Below are 19918 nucleotides of genomic sequence, written 5' to 3'. Positions count from 1 at the left end.
GATGAAGCGGTTCACCTTGTTCGGGGAATGCCTGACCGCGGGCCTGCTGGTGCTGCTCGTGGCGCTGCCGGTGGTGACGTTGCTGCCGGCGCTGGCCGCCGGGTGCGCGCACATCAAGGCGCACGTCGACGGGGAGACCACGGCGATGCGGGTGTTCTTCGAACGGGTGCGGGCCGCGCTCCCGGGCAGTTGGCCGGTGTCGATCGGGGTGCTCGTCGGCTTCGCGGTGCTGGCGGTCGACGTGGTGTTCCTGCGGACCCGGGTCGCCGGCGGCGGGTTCGTGGCCGTCGTGTGCGTGGTCGCGGGCATCGGGCTCGCGGTGGTGGTGCTGCGCGCGGCGGCGGCCTGGTCGCCGGACGTGCGGTGGGCGGACCTGATGCGGGAGGCGACGCGTCGTGCGTTCGCGGACCTGGGCGGGTCGCTGCTGCTCGTCATGTCGTTCGGCGTGCTGCTGATCGTGACCTGGCAGCTGCCTCCCCTGCTGCTGCCGATGGTGGGGTGCGTGCTGATGGCGGCCGTCGCGGTGGACCGCCGCCGTGAACGGCTCACCGAAGAGGCCCGCTGACCTGGGGTTTCCCAGCTCGGCGGGCCTCTTCGGGCCGTTCAGTCAGTTGTCGTTCAGTCAGTTGTCGGCCGGTCAGTCGTCGGCCGGTCAGTCGTCGGCCGGTCAGTCGTTGCCGGATTCCAGGGCGACGTGGTCCAGCAGCTCGTCGTCCGCGACCTCGCCGCGAGAGGCGATCACCTCGGCGCCGCCCTCGGGCATCGCGCCGATCAGCTCGGTCGGGGAGACCTGCGCGGCGCTGATCAACGCCGACTGGCGGCTGCCGACCATGCCGAACCCGGCGTACAGCTCCAGCTTGGCGCGGGAGTCGGCGATGTCGAGGTTGCGCATGGTCAGCTGGCCGATGCGGTCGACCGGGCCGAACGCCGAGTCCTCGGTCCGCTCCATCGACAGCTTGTCGGGGTGGTAGCTGAACGCGGGGCCGGTGGTGTCCATGACGGAGTAGTCGTCACCGCGACGCAGGCGCAGCGTCACCTCGCCGGTCACGGCCGTGCCGACCCACCGCTGGAGCGACTCGCGGATCATCAGCGCCTGAGGGTCCAGCCAGCGGCCCTCGTACAGCAGTCGGCCGAGCTTGCGGCCGTCGTTGTGGTAGGCGGCCAGCGTGTCCTCGTTGTGGATCGCGTTGACCAGCCGCTCGTAGGCGGCGTGCAGCAGCGCCATGCCGGGCGCCTCGTAGATGCCCCGGCTCTTGGCCTCGATGATCCGGTTCTCGATCTGGTCGGACATGCCCATGCCGTGCCGGCCGCCGATGGCGTTGGCCTCCAGCACGAGGTCGACCGACGAGCCGAACTCCTTGCCGTTGATCGTCACCGGGCGGCCCTGCTCGAAGCCGATCGAGACGTCCTCGGGGGCGATCTCGACCGCCGGGTCCCAGAACCGCACGCCCATGATCGGCTCGACCAGCTCGATGCCGACGTCCAGGCTTTCCAGCGCCTTGGCCTCGTGCGTCGCGCCCCAGATGTTCGCGTCGGTGGAGTACGCCTTCTCGGTGCTGGCCCGGTACGGCAGCTCGCGGGCGATCAGCCACTCGGACATCTCGGTGCGGCCACCGAGCTCGTCCACGAAGGCGGCGTCCAGCCACGGCTTGTAGATCCGCAGCGAGGGGTTGGCCAGCAGGCCGTAGCGGTAGAACCGCTCGATGTCGTTGCCCTTGTAGGTCGAGCCGTCGCCCCAGATCTGCACGTCGTCTTCGAGCATGGCGCGGACCAGCATGGTGCCGGTGACCGCACGCCCGAGCGGAGTGGTGTTGAAATATGCACGGCTGCCCGACCGGATGTGGAACGCCCCGCAGGCCAGCGCCGCGAGCCCTTCCTCGACCAGTGCGGCCCGGCAGTCGACCAGCCGGGCGATCTCCGCGCCGTAGACGTGGGCGCGTTCCGGGACCGTGTCGATCTCGGGCTCGTCGTACTGGCCGATGTCGGCCGTGTACGTGCACGGCACCGCGCCCTTCTCACGCATCCACGCGACCGCCACCGAGGTGTCGAGTCCACCGGAGAAGGCAATGCCGACGCGCTCGCCGGCGGGCAGGGAAGTGAGCACCTTGGACACGCCGCTGATTATGCACGGTTATGAATGACCATACAAACCCGGGCGTCGTTCACCGGTGGACCGGGTACACGTCCTGGCTCGGCGGCAGGTGCGGCCACCGGGTTTGTAGTGCGGTGATGGTCTGCTCGAACCAGGCGCGGAGGCCGGGCAGGGTGTCCGACGCGACCGAGGCGTCCACGGCCGTCCGGAGGGTGTCGAGCAGCTGTCCTCGCCGGGAGAAGCCCAGCGGGTGCGGGTCGTCGCGGGCCAGGAGCTTGGGCAGCCGCACGAGCCTCGTCACCGTCCACGCGGCTGTCGCAGCGGCCATGCCCGTCAGGTAGGCCACGTCGTCGAGCACGCAGGCTTCCTCGCGGTAGGCGGATTCGACCTGGTCAGCGACCTCAGGCGGGATCCGCGACCAGCACGGGCCACCGTGGAACGGCAGTCGCAACTGGGCGGCGTCGATCAGGGCGTGCTGGAACTGGGCGCCCTCGAAGTCGAGCAACCGGGCGCGGTCGCCGTGGAAGCGGCAGTTCTGCGGGGCGAGGTCGCCGTTGGTCAGCACCAGCAGGTCGCCCGGCTCGGCCATCCACGCCACCACCTCGGCGACGTCGTCCACGGCGGACGCCGTCGGCTCCGGCAGGCCGCAGTCCGCGACCACCGCGCGCAAGGTGGTCCAACGCCGGTCCACCGGCACGGTCGCCAGGCTCACCCGGTCCCGCAGCGGGTCCACCTCCGGGAGGCGCGCGTAGAACGACTCCTGCCGCCGCCGCGTCACGGCCTGCATCCGCCCGACCGCACGGGCCAGCATGACGAACGCCCGGGTCGCCGCGTGCGGATCATCACCGACGAGCAGGTCTTCCAGCGCACTCCCGCTGCCCAGGTCCTCCAGCACCACGAGCCCGTCGTCGTGCGCCGGCAGGCGCGGTCCCGCGTCGGACCCGATCTCCTCCAGGAACGCCAACGCCGCCGACTCGCGGCCGGTCGTGTCACCCGACCGGAAGTGGTCGTCCGGACGCCTGGTCTTCGCGACGACCGACCCGACACCCTCGACCTCGCACCTCAGCACCCACGGGTAGCTGCCGTGCCGGGCGGACCACCCCTCGGTCACCGGAGCGGTCGACCGGACTGTCGCCGGCTCACCCGACTGCTCACGGAGGAGTTCGCCGACCCGTTCGGCCAGGTCCGACCGCACGGTTCACGCGCTTTCGCGGAGGACCAGCGTGGACGGGTAGCGGGTGAGCGGGCCGGGGTTGCGGCGGTCCAGCACCGCCGTGGCGGCTCCGGCGGCGATGTCCTCGACCGGGTGGGTGGTCGTGGTCAGGCGGCTCAGGGCGGCGAACGCGATGTCGTCGAAGCCCGCGACCGCGACATCGCCCGGCACGTCCACGCCCGCGCGGCGGAGGGCGTTCAAGGCTCCGAGGGCGGACAGGTCGCCCAACGCGTACACCGCGTCGGTGTCCGGCCAGCGGGTCATGATCTCGACCGCGGCGGCCTCGCCCCGCGCGGCGGTGAAGTCGCCCGGCACCAGCCGGGGTGGTGTGCCTGCCGCGTCCACCACCCGGTGGTAGGCCGCGACGGCACGTTCGGTGCACGGCAGCCACGGCGCGCCGGTGATCATGGCGACCTTGCGTCGGCCGCCGGCGACCAGGTGGGCGACCACGTTGGCGGTGCCGGCGGCGTTGTCGACGTCGAAGGACGGGACGTCACGGGAGCCGATGCCGATGGCCGCGATCCGGCCGCGGACGGATCTCGGCACCACGTCCAGCGCCGGTTTCGTGGGGTTGATCAGGATGATGCCGCCGATGCCCCGGTGCTCCGCGAGCCGCCCCAGTTCGGCCGGGTCGTGCAGCGGCAGCCAGTGCAGGGACACGCCGACCTCACGGGCGGCGGCCACTTCGGCGGTCGCGGTGACCACGCGGCCCACGTACGGGTCGTTCAGCACGTGCGCGGTCTGGCCGCCGACGACTACCGCGATGCGCGTGCCGATGCGCGTGGCCAGGGCGCGTGCGGCGGCGTGCGGGACGTAGTGGAGTTCGCTCGCGGCCGCGGCGACCCGTTGGCGTGCGGCGTTCGACGCCGGCCCTCTGCCGCTGAGCACGCGGGAGGCCGTCGCCAACGACACGCCGGCGGCGCGTGCCACGTCCGCCAACGTCGACTGCTTCCCGACCACGGCGACGAGTCTGCCGGCTCTTGTGGTGGAAGCGCTTCCACCAGTGGAGTCAACACATCTGGAGAGAGGAGCCCGTATGTCGACCACCGAGGTGACGTCCGGTCCGACCGCCGTCCGGGTCACCGCGATCGGGGTGGCCGCGGCGTTCGGGCTCAACGGCGTGGCCGTGGCGTCGTGGTTCGCCCGCGTCCCGGGCGCCCGGGACGCGTTGGGGCTCGACGCGGGCGCGCTCGGGCTGTTGCTGCTCGCCGGGGCGGCGGGGGCGACGTTGGCGATGCTCACCGGCGGTGAGGTGACGCACCGGCTCGGGCCGCGGCGGACGGCGGTCGCGTCCACGGTGGCGGTGTCGATCGGGCTGGTGGTCACCGGTGTCGCCGTCGGCGCGTGGCCCTCGGCGGTGGCGGCGGCGGCCGGGCTGTTCGTGCTCGGCTACGGATCGGGCACCTGCAACGTGGCGATGAACGTCGAGGCGGCGGCGGTCGAGCGGGTCATCGGGCGGACCGTGATGCCCCGGTTCCACGCGGTCTGGAGCCTGGGCACGGTGGCCGCCGCCGGGTCGACCGCGGTGGCGGTGTGGGCGGGGCTGCCGGTGACCGTGCACCTGGTGGGCGTCGCGGTGGTGGTGTTGGTCGGCACGCTCATCGCGACGCGTTCGTTCCGGTACGGCGGTGGCGCGGTCGGTGAGAAGAGCGGTGTGCTGGCGGCTTGGCGTGAGCCGCGCACGCTGCTGATCGGGTTGCTGGTGCTGGTGTTGGCGTTCACCGAGGGCACCGCGAACGACTGGGTGGCGGTGGCGTTCGTGGACGGCTACTCGTTCGGACCGGCGGCGGGTGCGGTGGTGTTCGGCGTGTTCGTGGCCACGATGACGTTCGGCCGGGTGGTGGGCACGGTCGCGCTCGACCGCTGGGGACGGGTGCCGGTGCTGGTCACGACCATGCTGCTGGCGATCGGCGGTGTGGCGATGGCTGTGCTGGGCGGGTCGCCGCTGGTGGCCGTGGCCGGGGTGGCGTTGTGGGGCCTCGGCACGTCGCTGGGGTTCCCGGTGGGGATGAGCGCAGCCGCCGACGAGAAGAGTCGGGCGGCTGCGCGGGTGAGCGTGGTGGCGCTTATCGGGTACACGGCGTTCCTGGCCGGACCTCCGGTGGTCGGGTTGCTCGGTGATCAGGTGGGTGTCCTGCGGGCGCTGCTGATCGTGCCGCTGCTGTTGGTGCCTGCGCTCGCCCTCGTCCCGGTGCTCCGGCCGAGGTAGGCGGTGTTTCTTCGGGAGGGCCCTATTCCGTGCGCAACGCCGTGGCGGTGGACGTCTTGGCGGCCCAGGTCGCCGGCAGCAGCGCGCCGACGATGGCGATCAGCAGGCCGCCGACGCCCAGCAGGAGCAGTTCGGACAGGTCGTGGACGGTGAAGGCCGCGGCGGGCAGGCCGATCCCGGCGCTCTCCTCCATCGCGGGCAGGACCGCTTCGTGAAGGGCGACCCCCACCGGCACGCCGATCGCACCGCCTATCACGCCCGTCACCACGACCGACGAGATGACCATGGCGATGGTCTGCCTCGGCGTCATGCCCAGTGCTTTGTGGACGCCGAGATCGCGGATGCGTTCGCGGGTGTCGAGCACGACGGAGTTCAGCACGCCCAAGGCCGCGACCGCGACGAGCATCAGCGTGAGCGTCGCCGCCAGGCTGTTGATCAGCACGATGGTGTCGCTGGACCCATCGGTCCCACCGGGTGCGGCGGACGTCCCGAGCGGCTTCAGCGCCGTGTTCAGGGTGGTGATGTAGGACGTGACGTCGGCGCCCGGCTGGACCGTGATGTGGTGACTGGCGCCCATCGGCCCGGGAGCGGCGGCGAACGTGGCCTCGTCGGTCAGGACCACCATGCCTTCGCTCGACATCTCGAAGACGTCGCCGACGATCCGCACGGTCACCGTCTTCTCGCCGTCGTCCAGCGTGACCGTGTCACCGACCTTCGTGCCGGTGGCGGTCAGGAACGGTCTGGCGGCGACGGCTTCGCCGGGCGCCTGGAACCACCTGCCGGCGACCATCTGGTAGCCGTCCCAGGCGGCGTCACCGCTGAACGAGACGATCGTGGTGGTGCCGGCCACCCCGGCGACGCTCACCCGGGTCCTGGTGGTGCTGTAGTGCGCACGGGTCCCGGATTGGGCTTCGATCGCGGCGGTCACGGCCGCCGAGTCGACGTTCGGTGGTGGGCCGGACCCGAACCGAACGGAGCCGTTGCCGAAGGCGCCGACCTTGACGTCGGCGTTGTCGTGGTTGCGCGCGATCTCCACCTGGTTGAGCGACGCCGCCAGGCCCATGGCGAACGTGACGGCCGTGGCGCCGAACAGCACCGCCGCGCCCATCGCAATCGCGCGGGCCGGACGGGCGAACGGACGGGCCAGGCCGAGGCTGACCGGTCGCGGCAGCGGCAGCCGCGCGGTCAGGCGGGCCGCCCATCGGCCACGGCCGAGACGCGGCGTGTGACCGACCGCGATGGCGTCCACCGTGCGCAACCGACCGGCACGCAACGAGCTGATCAAGGCCGTCAGCGCCACCATCCCGAGCGCACCGGCGATCACCACGATGTTTACGACGGGCGAAACGGCCAACGTCACCGTGCCGTAGACCTCCTCGGTCTCCGCGAGCACCGGGATGGCCAGCAGGTTGCCCGCGACGACGCCGATGGCGATGCCGACGGCAGCCGGGATCAGGGCCTGCGCCATGTACGCCCACACCACCTGCGCCGGGGTGAACCCGAGCGCCTTCAGGATGCCGATCCGCCGCGTCCCCGCGCCGACCGCGCCCGCGACCACGTTGCCGACCACCAGCAACGACATGACGAGCCCCAACAACCCGAACGCGACGAGGAACGGCACGAACACCGCGACCGCGCGATCGGCCGCCTTCTTGAGCACCAGCCATGACTGCGACCCGCTCAACGCCCCTTCCGGGACCAGCGCCGCCACCGCGGCACGGCCGGCGTCGACCTGTTCGGCGGTGTCGGCGGCGGCGAGGCGGTAGAGCATCTGGTACCCGGCGGGTGAGGTGAGCAGCGAGGGGATCACCCAGCCGTCGGCCGTGCGGCTGACGGACCGGGCCACGCCCACGACGGTCAACGTGGGGCTGCCGGGCAGGTCGGCGAAGGTGAAGCGGCGGCCGACGCCGGAGCCGTCGCGGTGGTGTGCGAACGGACCGTCGGCCGACACCACGATCTCGTCCGCCGCGTCGGCCCAGGCGCCGTCGGTCAGCGTCACGGCGTCCACCGGACCACCCGGGTCCGCCCGGCCCACCACCGACATCGGCGGCAGGTCACCGGGGCCGTCCGCGTCCGGGGTGATCGTCACGGTCGGGAACGGTCCGGCCGACGCGGTGACGCCGGAGGCCGACGCGGTGGCCGACAACTGGCCGGACGTCGTCTTGCCCGCGTCGAACTCCGCGGCCAGGTGCGCGCCGTTCTGCTCGACGAACGCCTTGTCGAACGGCGCTGTCGACGCGACCAGCAGCGAACCGCCGAGCACGGACGCGGTCACCGCCATCGTCGTGGCGAGCCCGATCACCACGGTCTGCACGCGGCGGCGTCCCACGCCCGACCGCACCACCCGGCCCAGGGCGCTCATCGGGTGGGCTCCGGCTCCGCTACGACGTCCCCGGCGATCCGGCCGTCGACCAGCTGGATCGTGCGCCTCGTGCACGACCGGGCCAGCGCGAGGTCGTGGGTCACCACGACGATGGTCTGGCCGTCGGCGTTCAGCTCGGTGAGCAGCGCGCTCACGTCCTCACCGGACGCGGTGTCCAGCGCACCGGTCGGTTCGTCGGCGAGCAGCAGCGCGGGCCGGTTCATCAACGCCCTGGCCACCGCGACGCGCTGCCGTTCACCGCCGGACAGCCGACCGGGGTAGGCGCGGGCGTGCCGGGTGATGCCGAGCGTGTCGAGCAGTTCCGCCGCACGCCGGCTCGCCTCACCCCGTGCCATGCCCGCCAGCTGCGCGGGCAGCACGATGTTGTCGGTCACGGTGAGGTCGTCCAGCAGGTTGAAGAACTGGAACACCATGCCGATCTCGGCCCGCCGGTAGCGCGCCGACGCGGCCTCCCCCAGCCCGTCCACCCGCTTGCCGGCCACCGTGACCGTGCCGGTGTCCGGTCGGTCCAGGCCCGCGATCAGGTTCAGCATCGTGGACTTGCCGCTGCCGGACGGGCCGAGGACCGCGACGGCCTCCCCCGCGTGCACGGTCAGCGACACGTCCCGCAACGCCGGTGGCCCTTCGTCGTACCTGCGGCTCACGTCACGCAGTTCGATCACCGGCGTGGTCATGGTTCTGGTCTCCCTCGATCGCTTCTTCTGGTGGGTCGTCACTTCTGGCGCGGTGGACGCTAGGAGCGCGGCGGTTCCGGGCGCGTCGGTCGGCGGAGGCATTTCCGGTACCCCACCGGGATGAGGGCGATCCCTGTCATCCCTGAGATGTAGGCGAGCGATGTACATGAGAGGGCGCGCGGGTGGATGCCTCGGTGTGCGGGCGTCCGCGAGAATGGGCTGGTGACGAACGCGCCGGTGGCGGACCGACTGCGGTACTGGGCGACCCTGGTGCTGCTCCCGACCGGTCCGCTCCCCCGGCCCACGCGGCGCAACTACGTCTTCGACATCGTGCTGGCGCTGGTGGTCGGCATCCTGTCGGTGGACTACGCGCTTGACGCGGGCGACTTCCCGGCGCCGATCGAGCTCCCCGGTCCGAGAGGGCCTGTGTTCCGCCCCGAGCCGGGCGGTGAGGTCGGCGCGGTGATCGTGGCGGTCGTCGCGTCGGCCGCTTTGGCCCTGCGTCGCCGGTATCCGCTGGCCGTGCTGTGGATCGTGCTCGAAGCGACGCTCGTGACGCCGCCCGAGTGGCCGAGGCTCACGTTCTACGCGTGCGTCATCGCCGCCTACTCGGCCGCCGCCTACAGCCCGCACCGGCCGCCGGCGTTGGCGAGCCTGGCGGTGGCGGTGCTGACGGTCGCGGTGTTCCGGGACTCGGAGCTGCCGGTGGTGCCGAACCGGTACGTCCCGCTGCTCATCCTCGTGCCGCTGATCGTCGCGGCGAACGGTCTTCGCACGTGGAAGGTGCGGACCGACGAAGGCCTGGCGCAGGTGTCGGCGCTGGAACGCGAGCAGGCGGAGGCGTTGCACCGGGCCGTCGCGCACGAACGTTCCCGGATCGCCCGCGAGCTGCACGACGTGGTGACGCACCACGTGAGCGTGATGACGATCCAGGCCGGTGCGGCCCGCAAGGTGATGGCGACGGCGCCCGACCAGGCGGAGGAGGCGTTGCTCGCGGTCGAGGCGGGCGGACGGGCGGCGATGACGGAGTTGCGGCACGTCATGGGCCTGCTGACGATGGACGGCGCCGATCCGGCCGAGCTCGCGCCGCAGCCGGGCCTCGATCAGCTGGAGGCGTTGGTCGCCCGGGTGCGCGACGCCGGGTTGCCGGTCGAGCTGACCGTGACCGGCGAACCGCGCCCGCTGCCGTCGGGGGTCGAGCTGACCGCGTACCGGGTGGTGCAGGAGGCGTTGACGAACACCGTGAAGCACGCGGCGGGCGCGCCGGCTGCCGTGACCATCGACTACGGCGCCGAGCAGCTGCGGGTGGACGTGGTCGACACCGGCGGCGCACCTGGCCCCGGCGCGTCCACCGGGGCCGGGCACGGGCTGATCGGCCTGCGTGAACGCCTGGCCGTGTACGGCGGCACACTGAACGCCCGGCGTGTCGGCGCCGGGTACCGCGTCACCGCGCAGATCCCCTTGGAGGCACCGTGACCGGCTCGCTGCGCGTGGTGGTCGCCGACGACCAGGCGCTGGTCCGCACCGGTTTCCGGATGATCCTCACCGCCGACGGCATCGACGTGGTGGCCGAGGCGGTCAACGGCGCGGACGCCGTGGAGGCGGTCCGGCGCACGCGCCCCGACGTGGTGCTGATGGACATCCGGATGCCGGAGCTGGACGGTCTGGAGGCGACCCGGCGCATCCTGACCGGCGCCGACGGCGAACCGCGCGTGATCATCCTGACCACGTTCGACCTGGACCACTACGTCTACGCCGCGTTGTCGGCCGGCGCCAGCGGGTTCCTGTTGAAGGACGTGACGCCGGAACACCTCGTCGCTTCCGTCCGGATGGTGCGCGCGGGTGACGCGTTGCTGGCGCCGACGATCACGCGGCGGCTGGTCGAGCGGTTCGCGAACCGGGGTGCGGACACCGCCGCCCTGCACCGCGACCTGGCCGCGTTGACGCCTCGTGAGCTGGAGGTCTTGCGGCTGCTGGCGCAGGGGTTGAGCAACGCGGAACTCGCCGACCGGCTCCACCTGTCGGAGGCGACGGTCAAGACCCATGTCGCCCGGATCCTGGCCAAGCTCCGGCTGCGGGACCGGGTCCAGGCCGTCGTGGTCGCCTACGAGACCGGGCTGGTGAGCCCCAGCGGCTCGGAGCCCTGACCAGTGACTTCGCACCTATATTCGCAGGTCAGGAACCATTTGAGGGCGTCGCAGAGGTGGTGGTGCCCGCGCGGGCATCGTCCACATTGGTGTTGTGCAGCGCGCTGATCCACCAGGAGCCCTCACGGCGCACTGCGAGCACCGTCCCGTGGTTGGCGAAGCCGCCGCTCGGCGTGGTGGTCTCCTGCCGGAAGTGCACCAGGGCCGTGTCGGGGCCGGGTGACGAGGCGCTCAGCATCACCACGCGCGTCGTCCACGCCGCGACGGCGGTGGCGAGCCGGGCCGTGTGGTAGGCGAACAGGTCGTCCCAGCCGCGGATCACCGTGCCGTCGGGAACCACGACGACGGCATCCGCGGTGAACGGCCGGTCGAGCACGGCCGCGGCCTTCTGGTTGAAGCCGTTCTCCAGATCGGCGAGGAGTCCCGCCAGCGCGGCGACGTCCTCGTCATCGAGCGGCGTGGTGAGCGCGGCGGGCCTGCGTGTCATGTCGATTCCTCCTGGTGTGCCGGGCTTCGGAGGTCCCACGGTAAGTCGCCATGAACGACACCGGCATCTGTCGGATGACCGGGTTCTGCCGGGTCATCCGACACCTAGTCGGGCTTCACCGCGCGGACGCAGTGCAGGAACGGGCCGATCCGGCTCTCCACCGGGCCGGCGAACCCGGCCGCGACGAACATGGGCGCGATCCGGTCTACCGGGTTGTCGCGCATCACCTCACCAGCGGTCGCGCCGACCAGGAGCCTGCCGAAGCGTCCGCGTGGCGGCGGGAAGTCGGCGAGTACCACCCGTCCGCCGGGCCTGAGCACCCGGAACACCTGCGCGAACGCCTGCCCTCGCGCGTCTTCCGGGATGTGGTGCACGGCCAGGCTCGACACGACCACGTCGAACGACCCGTCCGGCGCGGTGAGCGACTCGGCTTTGTCCACCTCGAACGAACAGTTCGCGCTCGCCCGCGTGCGCCGCCCCTCCTTGATCATCGGCTCGGAAGGGTCGATGCCCAGGGCGCTCCCACCTGGTGACGCGGCCTCGGCGGCGAGCGCGGTCAGGTAACCGGGTCCGCAGCCCACGTCCAGCACCCGATCGCCGGGCCGGACGCCGGCGAGGTCCACCAGCCGACTGAACATGCGCCGCCTGTCCCCGAGGTACACGACCTTCGACAGCAGCTCGTAGGCCCGCGCGTGCTGGATCGCGCCCGGCGCGTCGGCGTGCGGTGTGCCGTGAAGCATCTGCCCCAGTTTCATACCAACCCCTAACTTAGTGGTGACTCACAATGTGACCGAGGGCGAGCTTAGTCGTCACTAAGTTAGAGGGCAAGGGCACTACGATGGGCCGGTGACCGAACAAGCCCGCCGGACCCGGATGAGCGCGCCGGAACGCCGTGAGTCGATCCTGGCCGCGGCCACCGAGGTGTTCGCCGAGGTCGGCTACCTGCGCGGGAAGACGTCGGTGGTGGCGCGGCGGGTCGGCGTGAGCGAGCCGGTGGTCTTCCAGAACTTCGGCACCAAAGCCGCCCTGTTCGCCGCCGTGGTCGACCGCGCCGCCGACCAGGTGTGCCTGGTGCTCGACCACATGGCCGCGAGCACGGTGCCGGTCGACGGCGTGCTGCGGGCAATCCTCGACCCAGACCACCTGAACCACGTGCACAGCGCCGGCACCGTGGGCGCGATCTTCTCCGACGCGGCCACCGTCACCGGTGAACCGGAGATCGAGGCCGCCGCCCGTGACTCGACGCGGCGGTTCGCCCGGTCGTTGACCGCGGTGCTGGAACGCGGGCGGGCCGACGGCGACCTGCGGCCGGACCTCGACCCCGAGGCCGCCGCGTGGTGGCTGCTGTCACTGGTGGCGTCGCAGCGGTTCCGCCGGGCCACTGCCCCCGCGCCGGACGTGATCGAGGGCCGACTGGCCGAGAGCACGTTGGCGTTCCTTACCGCACGCTAGGCGTCGCTCCATTGCGGAGCTTGTGTTCTGGCGGTGATCGCCTCGGCTTGGCGGTAGTGCTCGGCGGCTTCGGCGTGCCGACCCAGGGCAGTGGCCAGGTTTCCCAGGTGGTGGGCGGTGGGGCCGAAGGTGAGCAGTCCGCTGCCCGCTCCGGCCAGTTCGCCGGCGGCCGGGAGCAATCGCGTGTAGAGGCGTTCCATCGTGGGACGGTCGTCGGCTTCGATGGCGATCTTGGCGTGCAGACAGGTCCGGGCTTCGAACAGGAGGTCGTGCGGTGAATCCGGGACGTCGGCGGTGAGGGCTTCGTCGCGTTTGCCTTGTGCCAGCAGGACGTGTGGGCGTGCCCAGCGTTCGTACGGACCCCAGTCGGTGTCCTGCACTTCGCCTAGGCTGAGCAGTGCCAGCGGCAGGATTCCCTGCTCCAGTCCCGACATTCCGGTGCCGGTGAGCCTGGTCGCGGCGGCGCGGTAGGCGGCTCGGGCTTCGGCCTGGCGACCGGTCGCGGCGAGTCGGAGTGCGGTGTACCAGGCCGTGAACACGCCTACCAGCGGCAGGTTGTGGCGTTCGGCGAGCGCATCGGCGTCGGTGGCGTGGCGGTCGGCGGACGGGAGGTCGGCGAGCGCGGCGTGGGACTGGATGAGGATCAGGTGGGCCAGCACTTCGAACGTCACCAGGTCGTGGCGGCGGGCGAGGGTGAGGAGTTCTTCGCCGATCCGGGCACGGTCGGGGGCCAGGCCGGCTCGGTGGAAGGTCTGGAGGAAACGGCCGTTGAGCGCCAACGCGAGCAACGACGGGTCGTCCAGGTCACGGGCGATCACCTCGGCTTCCCGTGCCGCCGCCAGTCCGCGCTCCCCCGCGTCAGCACGTCGTTCCATCGCGATGGTGATCAGGAGGCGGGCGCGTTCGGTCTCGTGGCCGGGAGGCAGGTCGGCGAGTGTGCGTTCGGCGGCCGTGACGAGTTCGGCGGACAGGGCCTCGTCGTCGTTGGTCGTCCAGATCGCGGGCACGTCGAACGAGCCGATCGTGCGGGCGGCCGTCACAGGATCGCCCACCGCCGCGGTGACGGCCTCGGCGCGATAACGGCGTGCCTGCGCCAGGTCACCGGTCACGGCCAGCGCCCGCACCACGCCCATCAACGCTTCCAGTCTCTTCTCCCCCGGACCCGAGCGGTCCAGCGTCTCCCGCCACAGGGCTGCGGCTTCGTGCGGTGCGAATCGGCGTTCCGCACGTTCGGCCGCGGCACCGGTGTAGTGCGCGGTTCGTGCGGCAGTGGCGCGGTTTCCGGCTCGCAGGAGGTGGTGGGCGATGGCTTCCACGTCGTCCGGCCGGATCTGCTCGATGACGTCGGCGGCTGTGGCGTGCCAACGGGCGCGGCGGGCGCGCGGGATGTCTTCGTACAGCGTTTCGTGGACGAGCGCGTGGGCGAAGGTGAGTCGGTCGGCGTTCTCCTCGACCAGGAAGCCCGCCAGGAGAGCGGCTTCGACGGAGTCCAGCACCGCGTCCTCGTCACCGGCGAGCGGGATCAGCACGTCCAGGTCGACGTCCCGGCCCAGGACCGATGCCTGGCGCAGATGGGTCCTGGCCGTGTCGGTGAGCTTGGTGAGGCGGTGGCGGATGACGTCGCGGACGCCGGCGGGGACGGTGCGGAGGGCTTCGTCGCCTTCGGCCTGCCAGAGGCGGGTGAGTTCGCGGACGAAGAACGGGTTGCCGGCGCTGCGGGCGTGGATCGCGCGCGCGTCGGCCGCCGTCATCTGGTGGTCGGTGATGGCGTCTACCAGTTCCCGGACCTGGGGTTCGGTCAGGCCGCCGAGGTAGATCCGGGTCGGTTCGGTGCGGGCGGCCCGGCCCAGTGCTTCGGCCAGACCGGCGGAGATGTCGGTCGAGCGGTACGTGCCGACGATCAGCACTGGTTTGGTGTCGACGTCTGCGTCTGCGTGGGCGTCGGTGTTGGCGTTGGCGTTGGCGTCGGCGAGCGCGGTGAAGAGGGCGAGGGTTTCCTCGTCGGCCCAGTGCAGGTCGTCGAAGACCAGCAGGACCGGGTTCTTCGCGGCGATCGTGGCGAGGTGGGCGGCGATCGCCCGGTGCCGGTGGAACCTCGCGGTGACGGGGTCGGCATGTCCTGATGCGGTTTCGCTCATCTGCGCCCAAGTGGTGGATGTGCTCCAGGTGGTGGTCCAGCCGGTGGCGGCCAGGCGTTCGGTGAGGGTTCTGGCCAACGCGGTCTTGCCCGCGCCGGCGGTTCCGGAGATCAGGGCCAGGCGCTTCGCTTGTGCCAAGGCGGTCAGCTCTTCGACGCGACCGACGAACGGGTGCTCGCTGGGTGGTCGTGGGGCTTGGACCGTGAGGTGCGGGGCTTGGGCGAGGACGTCCGCCTCGAGCTGCCGCAGGCCTTCACCGGGGTCCACGCCGAGTTCGGTGCGCAGCACTTCACGTGCCTGGCGGAGGGTCGCCAACGCGTCACCCTGTCGGCCCGCTTTGTACAGCGCGAGCGCGAGCAGCCGTCGGCCCTCCTCGCGCAGCGGGTGCCCTGCCACGTGGGCGCGCAGGTCCGGCACCGTCTCGGCGGCCTTGCCGAGGGCCAACGCCGCCTCGGCCCGCCGTTCCACGGCCAGCAGCCGCACTTCGTCCAGCCGGGCGGCCTCACCGCGTGCCCAGTCGTGGTCGGCGAACTCGGCGTAGGCGGGTCCTCGCCACAGGGCCAGCGCCTTGTCCAGCAGCACGAGGGCTTCGTCGGGGCGACCTTGTGCCAGCAAGCCGGCCGACGCCGCGACGTCGTCCTCGAACCGCCACGCGTCCACGTCCTCCGCCCGCAACGCGTAACCGGGCGGCACGGTGACCAGCAGGCGGGCTGGAGTACGGGGTGGACGGTCCGGTTCCAGGGCCTTCCGGAGCGTGCCGACGAACGTCTGCACGGCGCCGAGAGCCCCGTCCGGCGGGACGTGCCAGAGGTCGTCGATCAGCCGCGTGACCGGGACGACGCGGCCCCTGGCCACCAGCAGGCGTGCCAGCACGGCCCGGTGCCGCAGGCCCTTGAGGTCGACCGGCCCGCGCTCGTCCTCGGCCTCCAGCGGCCCCAACACGCCGAAACGCACCATCGCCGACAACGTATCCGACCGGCCGTGCGGGCACCGCTGATCCGTCGCTGATCGAACGCTGATCGCGGCACCGCAGAGTGGGCCGTACCTCGTCCAAGGAGCCACGAATGAACATCACCTCGTTCACCCGGCAGCGCGTGCCCGTCGCCGACGGTGTGTCGCTCAACGTCGCCGTGGGCGGCTCGGGCAGCCCGATCGTCCTCCTCCACGGCTTCCCGCAGACCCACCTGATGTGGCGGCACGTCGCCGCCGACCTGGCCGCAGACCACACCGTCATCTGCCCTGACCTGCGCGGTTACGGTGACAGCGACAAGCCGGCCGACGACGGTCAGGCCTACTCCAAGCGGACCATGGCCGCCGACGTGGTCGCCGTCGCCCACGCCCTCGGCCACGACCGGTTCGCGTTGGCCGGTCACGACCGGGGCGCCCTGGTCGCGTTCCGCCTGGGCCTGGATCACCCGGACGTGGTCACCCACCTGGCGTCGTTGGACGTGCTCCCGACCCTCGACATGTGGGACGTCATGCACGGCACGACCGCCGCCGTGGGTTTCCACCTATACCTGATGGCGCAGCCGCCGGGCCTGCCCGAAGCCATGATCGCGGCCTCGGCGGACGCGTTCTTCGGCCACTTCCTCGACCGCTGGGCGAACGACCCGACCTCGATCCCGGCCGACGTCCGTGCCGCCTATCTGAAGGCGTCCCGTGAGGCGGTGCCGTCGATCGTCGCCGACTACCGGGCGTCCGCCACCGTCGACGTCGAACACGACCGTGCCGATCAGGTGGCCGGCAACCGATTGCGGATGCCGGTGACCGTGCTCCAGCAGGACTGGGGCGCCGCCCTGGGCTTCGACGCCGCCGCGCGGTGGCGTGAATGGGCGTCCGACCTGGACCACAAGACCGTGTCGTGCGGTCACTTCATGGCCGAGGAAGCCCCCGCCGACGTCGTCAAGGCGTTGCGCGACCTGCTCGCACGGTAGCGCGAGTGTGGACTGAGACCATTTAGGTCAGTCGGTACTGGATCCAAGATCGAGCGGCGTTCGTGATGGAGGTGTCCGGGAACTTGCGCCCCCACAGCCGCACCAGAGACGCACAGTAGGCCGTGATCGCGTCCGGGTTCGCCTCCGCGAACCCGCCGAACTGGAACGCCCACTTCTCCGCGGCTTCGGGGTCGTGCCCGTCCGCGATGAGGCGGATCACCAGCGACGCGGGGTCGACCCAGGCGGCTCCGGTTCGCCACCATGCCCAGTCGATCACTCGCGCCCGATCCGACACGAGGAAGTTCAGCGGGTTCAAGTCGGAGTGGATCAGGCGATCCCCGTCCATGTACTCGGGGGCGCGGGAGGCCCAGGTGGCGAGCAGTTCGGCTTTCTCCGCCGACCACGGGTCGACACCGGCAGGCGGCGCGGCCCGGCTTTCCTCCTCGACCATCCGCTTCCACTGGGCGGCCATCGGGCGCCGCGCCACGGACTCCGGCGGTGCGGGGGTGCGGCTGATCTCGACCACCGCGTCGGCGATGAGCGGCAGATCCGGTGAGTTCGGCGACATGTTGGCGTGTTGCCCGGAGACGTGCTCGAATCCGAGCAACAGCCAACCGTCCACCTCGATGTCCCACAGCAGCCGAGGGGCGAGCTGTTCGGACAGGAACCGGCTCACCACGATCTCGTTGCGGTGCATCCAGGCCGATGGCGAATCCGCCGTGATCCCCTTGCAGAACACAGGGCCGGACGCAGTTGACAGCGTCGCCGACAATTCGGAGCTACGTCCGGCGTTGGGCGACTCCGCTGTCAATACCGCTCCGACTTTGCGCTCTACGGAGTGCCTTACGCCTTCGGGCAGGTCGTTCCATTCACGACGGTTCGTCATCTCTCCTCGTTCTCGGGTGCTACCCGATCGTCACCAGTTGCCGGCCCGTGAACTGCCCGTCGCCGTCACCGCCCTGACCGCAGTTGGTACACCCGGCGTGGCACTGGGTGCAGTCTCCGGAGCCGGTCGCCCACAGCGTCGGATCCACCTCGAATCCGGCGGCCTGCATGGCCTCCACCGTAGGGGCGAGCATCTTCGCTGTGTCGGAGGGTGTGGCGCGCGGCGGGGCGAACCTCTTGGTCCGGGCGGCTGGGCGGTCTCTGCGGCTGCGCTTCGCAGCCTGAACCGCGGCAGGAGTCAGGCAGCCTCGCGCTCGTAGGCGTTGACCCAGCGAGCCAGCACCTTGCGCGACTCACCGAGGGCGAGGGCAACTCTGTCGAGGTGATCCATCTTGCGCTGGTAGGCGGCCACGACATCCGAATCGTCGTGGAACACGGTCACGGAGTCGATCTCCGCGTAGGCCACAGGCCGGGCGGGGGCGTCGAAGGTCAGCAGGGTAGCCGGATTGCGCAGCATCGCGTCGAAACCGCTGGTGAGCGGGACGATCCGGACTCGGGTGCCAGCCCAGCCGCCCATCAACGTCAGGTGAAGCAGCTGGTCCCGCATGATCTGCGGCGTACCGACGCGCACACGTAGCGCGGCCTCGTGGAGGTATACGACCAACTCCCGGCGGGCCGACTGCTGCTCCTGCTGCCGGTCCATGCGGGTCCAGGCGACCGCTCGATCACCGGTCAGCGCTAGGGCGTAGTCCTCGGTCTGCGCCAGAGCCGGGACGGTCAGGGGCTCATAGGCGGTGACCGTCCGGGCGATCCGTTCGTGCACCCTCAACGCCGCCAGGGTGTCCGGCGACCGATTGTGGCGACGCACGAAGCTGCCCGTGTCCCGCTCGGCAGCGATGGTCAGGATGTGCTCGCGGGTCGCCTTGTCCGTGCGGTACTGACCCAACAGGGCTGCGATGTCCAATACGTCGGTCCCGCGACTGCCCGTTTCGAGCTTCGACAACTTGCCGATCGACCATTCCATACCGCTGGCCGCGATGCTGGAGGGCATCTTGGCGCGGCGGCGAGCCCTGCGTAGCTCCTCGCCAAGGTCCCGGCTGTGCGCGCTGCTCAGCCGGACAGGCCGCGGCATCTCCTCGTCGTTCATGGAACTCCTCGATTCTTGGCTTGAGCGTGTCGACGGCGGCGCACGAGATGCCCCGCGAGCGAAAGGCGAGAGCCTCGGTCGGCGACATGTTTGCTATGACCGGTTCGGGCAGAGTCGGTACCGGGATCACCGATCACCGAGTTGATCGCCGGACTGGTCATCGACCGATCGCGGCCGGTCGAAAGTCCTTCGTGGTGGCGGCCTCGACCAGGTCGTCCCATGTCAGCGAGCCAGCCGCGACGAGCACGAGCAGCAACGACCAGGTGTCCCAGGCGTGCTGGCCGACACGGTTCAGGCGCCGACCATCGACGTCGACTGTGGCCAACTCGGCGTGCGCGACAAGGTCGCTCAGTTCGTAGTGGATCAGTTCGGGCCAGACGTGCTGGGCAAGCGCCGTCGTGTCCAGCACAAGCGGAGGGCGCCACGCGGGGAGGTGGGCGGCGAGGACTCGGTGCACGGCCGGCGCGTCGTGTGCGACCAACACCCGACCGGTCAACGCAGGCTCTACCTCGCGCGCCACGCCGTGCCACAGCGGACACCGCCCAAGATCGCCGTTGCCGATGCCGTGAACATTCGCGGCCACGGAGCTGACCGGAACCACAGGCCGGACCAGCCAAGTGCGCAGCGGCAGGTCAACCACCGAATCGTTCACGTTCAACACGCCGATCCCGACGATCTCCGGCGGTCTGCTCCCGTTATCCGCCACATCGACTACCGACAGCCGACGACCCGCCAACGCGGCGGTGATCTGACCAATCATCGTCCCTCCCATCCGGGCTTCACCTGTCCGCGCATTGACGGCATCGGCACAAACCAGAAGCGACGAACGAGCTGCGCCGACCGAACGAGGGCGTTGGTGGCACGTGACCCAGCCGAAGCTCGGAAGGGCGGGGAAGAGTCGCTAACGCGACCTCGCTGGAGGTCTCCATCGATCTGCCAAGTCCCTAGTACAGCGAGCACTCGGGCAACCTGGTGGCGGCGCAAGACCTCCCGGTAGACGCGATGCGCCAACCATCCGCCCAAGACCAGTAGCGCGCCTGCCAGCAAGGCGACGAAGACCAGTACCGCTGGTGTCATGCACTCAAGATCGACGTCGGCACGGGTGCATTTCGAGGTCATAGCGAGGCCACTGGGGGCCATTCGGAGGACATTCCGGC

18 protein-coding genes are annotated in these 19918 nt (G+C 71.0%); 6 read left to right on the top strand and 12 right to left on the bottom strand.

Annotated features, from left to right (window positions below; all coding sequences use genetic code 11):
• The first annotated feature begins 1 nt into the window (after position 1).
• Positions 2-565, top strand: a complete 564-nt coding sequence (locus F4560_RS06355) for a hypothetical protein (RefSeq protein ID WP_184917480.1) — start codon at positions 2-4, stop codon at positions 563-565.
• 102 nt (positions 566-667) lie between these two features.
• On the opposite strand, the gene argG is transcribed toward F4560_RS06355, so the two are convergent.
• From argG to F4560_RS06340, 3 genes are read right to left on the bottom strand one after another with little or no spacing between them, the layout of a single operon-like run.
• A complete protein-coding gene (gene argG / locus F4560_RS06350) occupies positions 668-2113 on the bottom strand; it encodes an argininosuccinate synthase (RefSeq protein ID WP_184917477.1) in 1446 nt (481 codons plus the stop codon).
• 49 nt (positions 2114-2162) lie between these two features.
• Positions 2163-3287, bottom strand: coding sequence for a phosphotransferase family protein (locus tag F4560_RS06345; protein ID WP_184917474.1), 1125 nt, complete (start codon positions 3285-3287; stop codon positions 2163-2165).
• A 3-nt stretch (positions 3288-3290) separates the two neighbouring features.
• Positions 3291-4265, bottom strand: coding sequence for a LacI family DNA-binding transcriptional regulator (locus F4560_RS06340; RefSeq protein WP_184917472.1), 975 nt, complete (start codon positions 4263-4265; stop codon positions 3291-3293).
• 76 nt (positions 4266-4341) lie between these two features.
• On the opposite strand from F4560_RS06340, the gene F4560_RS06335 reads away from it, so the two are divergent.
• Positions 4342-5514 carry an MFS transporter gene (locus F4560_RS06335; RefSeq protein ID WP_184917469.1) on the top strand — a complete coding sequence of 391 codons (1173 nt, stop codon included), beginning with the start codon at positions 4342-4344 and terminating at the stop codon, positions 5512-5514.
• A gap of 22 nt (positions 5515-5536) precedes the next feature.
• Here F4560_RS06335 and F4560_RS06330 read toward each other — a convergent pair whose 3' ends face one another.
• Together F4560_RS06330 and F4560_RS06325 are read right to left on the bottom strand one after the other, a co-directional pair.
• A complete protein-coding gene (locus F4560_RS06330) occupies positions 5537-7876 on the bottom strand; it encodes an ABC transporter permease (RefSeq protein ID WP_184917466.1) in 2340 nt (779 codons plus the stop codon).
• On the bottom strand, positions 7873-8571 hold the full coding sequence (locus tag F4560_RS06325; protein ID WP_184917463.1) for an ABC transporter ATP-binding protein: 699 nt from the start codon (positions 8569-8571) through the stop codon (positions 7873-7875). The genes F4560_RS06330 and F4560_RS06325 overlap by 4 nt, the downstream gene beginning before the upstream one ends.
• 222 nt (positions 8572-8793) lie before the next feature.
• On the opposite strand from F4560_RS06325, the gene F4560_RS06320 reads away from it, so the two are divergent.
• Complete coding sequence (locus tag F4560_RS06320; protein ID WP_312868608.1) at positions 8794-10047, top strand: sensor histidine kinase; 1254 nt, start codon at positions 8794-8796, stop codon at positions 10045-10047.
• Positions 10044-10718 (top strand): response regulator, encoded by a 675-nt coding sequence (locus F4560_RS06315; protein ID WP_184917457.1) that lies wholly within the window; start codon positions 10044-10046, stop codon positions 10716-10718. Before F4560_RS06320 ends, F4560_RS06315 begins: the two co-directional genes overlap by 4 nt.
• A gap of 28 nt (positions 10719-10746) precedes the next feature.
• Here F4560_RS06315 and F4560_RS06310 read toward each other — a convergent pair whose 3' ends face one another.
• Positions 10747-11205 carry an SgcJ/EcaC family oxidoreductase gene (locus tag F4560_RS06310; RefSeq protein WP_184917454.1) on the bottom strand — a complete coding sequence of 153 codons (459 nt, stop codon included), beginning with the start codon at positions 11203-11205 and terminating at the stop codon, positions 10747-10749.
• Between the two features lie 104 nt (positions 11206-11309).
• Positions 11310-11945, bottom strand: a complete 636-nt coding sequence (locus F4560_RS06305; protein WP_184928933.1) for a class I SAM-dependent methyltransferase — start codon at positions 11943-11945, stop codon at positions 11310-11312.
• A gap of 106 nt (positions 11946-12051) precedes the next feature.
• On the opposite strand from F4560_RS06305, the gene F4560_RS06300 reads away from it, so the two are divergent.
• On the top strand, positions 12052-12657 hold the full coding sequence (locus F4560_RS06300; RefSeq protein WP_312868604.1) for a TetR/AcrR family transcriptional regulator: 606 nt from the start codon (positions 12052-12054) through the stop codon (positions 12655-12657).
• On the opposite strand, the gene F4560_RS06295 is transcribed toward F4560_RS06300, so the two are convergent.
• The gene (locus tag F4560_RS06295) at positions 12654-15752 is read right to left on the bottom strand and encodes an ATP-binding protein (RefSeq protein ID WP_184917451.1); all 3099 of its coding nucleotides are present in this window, start codon (positions 15750-15752) and stop codon (positions 12654-12656) included. The two genes, F4560_RS06300 and F4560_RS06295, sit on opposite strands and share 4 nt — an antisense overlap.
• A 107-nt stretch (positions 15753-15859) precedes the next feature.
• Between F4560_RS06295 and F4560_RS06290 the strand changes: the two genes are divergently transcribed.
• Positions 15860-16729, top strand: a complete 870-nt coding sequence (locus F4560_RS06290; RefSeq protein WP_184917448.1) for an alpha/beta fold hydrolase — start codon at positions 15860-15862, stop codon at positions 16727-16729.
• 22 nt (positions 16730-16751) lie between these two features.
• Here F4560_RS06290 and F4560_RS06285 read toward each other — a convergent pair whose 3' ends face one another.
• The 4 genes from F4560_RS06285 to F4560_RS06270 form a co-directional block, all read right to left on the bottom strand.
• Positions 16752-17426 (bottom strand): phosphotransferase, encoded by a 675-nt coding sequence (locus F4560_RS06285; protein WP_184917445.1) that lies wholly within the window; start codon positions 17424-17426, stop codon positions 16752-16754.
• A 208-nt stretch (positions 17427-17634) separates the two neighbouring features.
• The gene (locus F4560_RS06280; protein ID WP_184917442.1) at positions 17635-17784 is read right to left on the bottom strand and encodes a hypothetical protein; all 150 of its coding nucleotides are present in this window, start codon (positions 17782-17784) and stop codon (positions 17635-17637) included.
• A 128-nt stretch (positions 17785-17912) separates the two neighbouring features.
• A complete protein-coding gene (locus F4560_RS06275) occupies positions 17913-18761 on the bottom strand; it encodes a DUF5753 domain-containing protein (RefSeq protein WP_184917439.1) in 849 nt (282 codons plus the stop codon).
• Between the two features lie 157 nt (positions 18762-18918).
• Entirely contained in the window at positions 18919-19521 is a 603-nt protein-coding gene (locus tag F4560_RS06270) for a 3'-5' exonuclease (RefSeq protein ID WP_184917436.1), read from the bottom strand.
• Between the last annotated feature and the right edge of the window lie 397 nt (positions 19522-19918).

Origin of the sequence: Saccharothrix ecbatanensis (genome assembly GCF_014205015.1) — a bacterium.
In the GTDB taxonomy this organism is placed as follows: Bacteria; Actinomycetota; Actinomycetes; order Mycobacteriales; family Pseudonocardiaceae; genus Actinosynnema; species Actinosynnema ecbatanense.
Note: the sequence above shows the minus strand (reverse complement) of the source record. Positions and strands in the feature narration are given on the sequence as shown.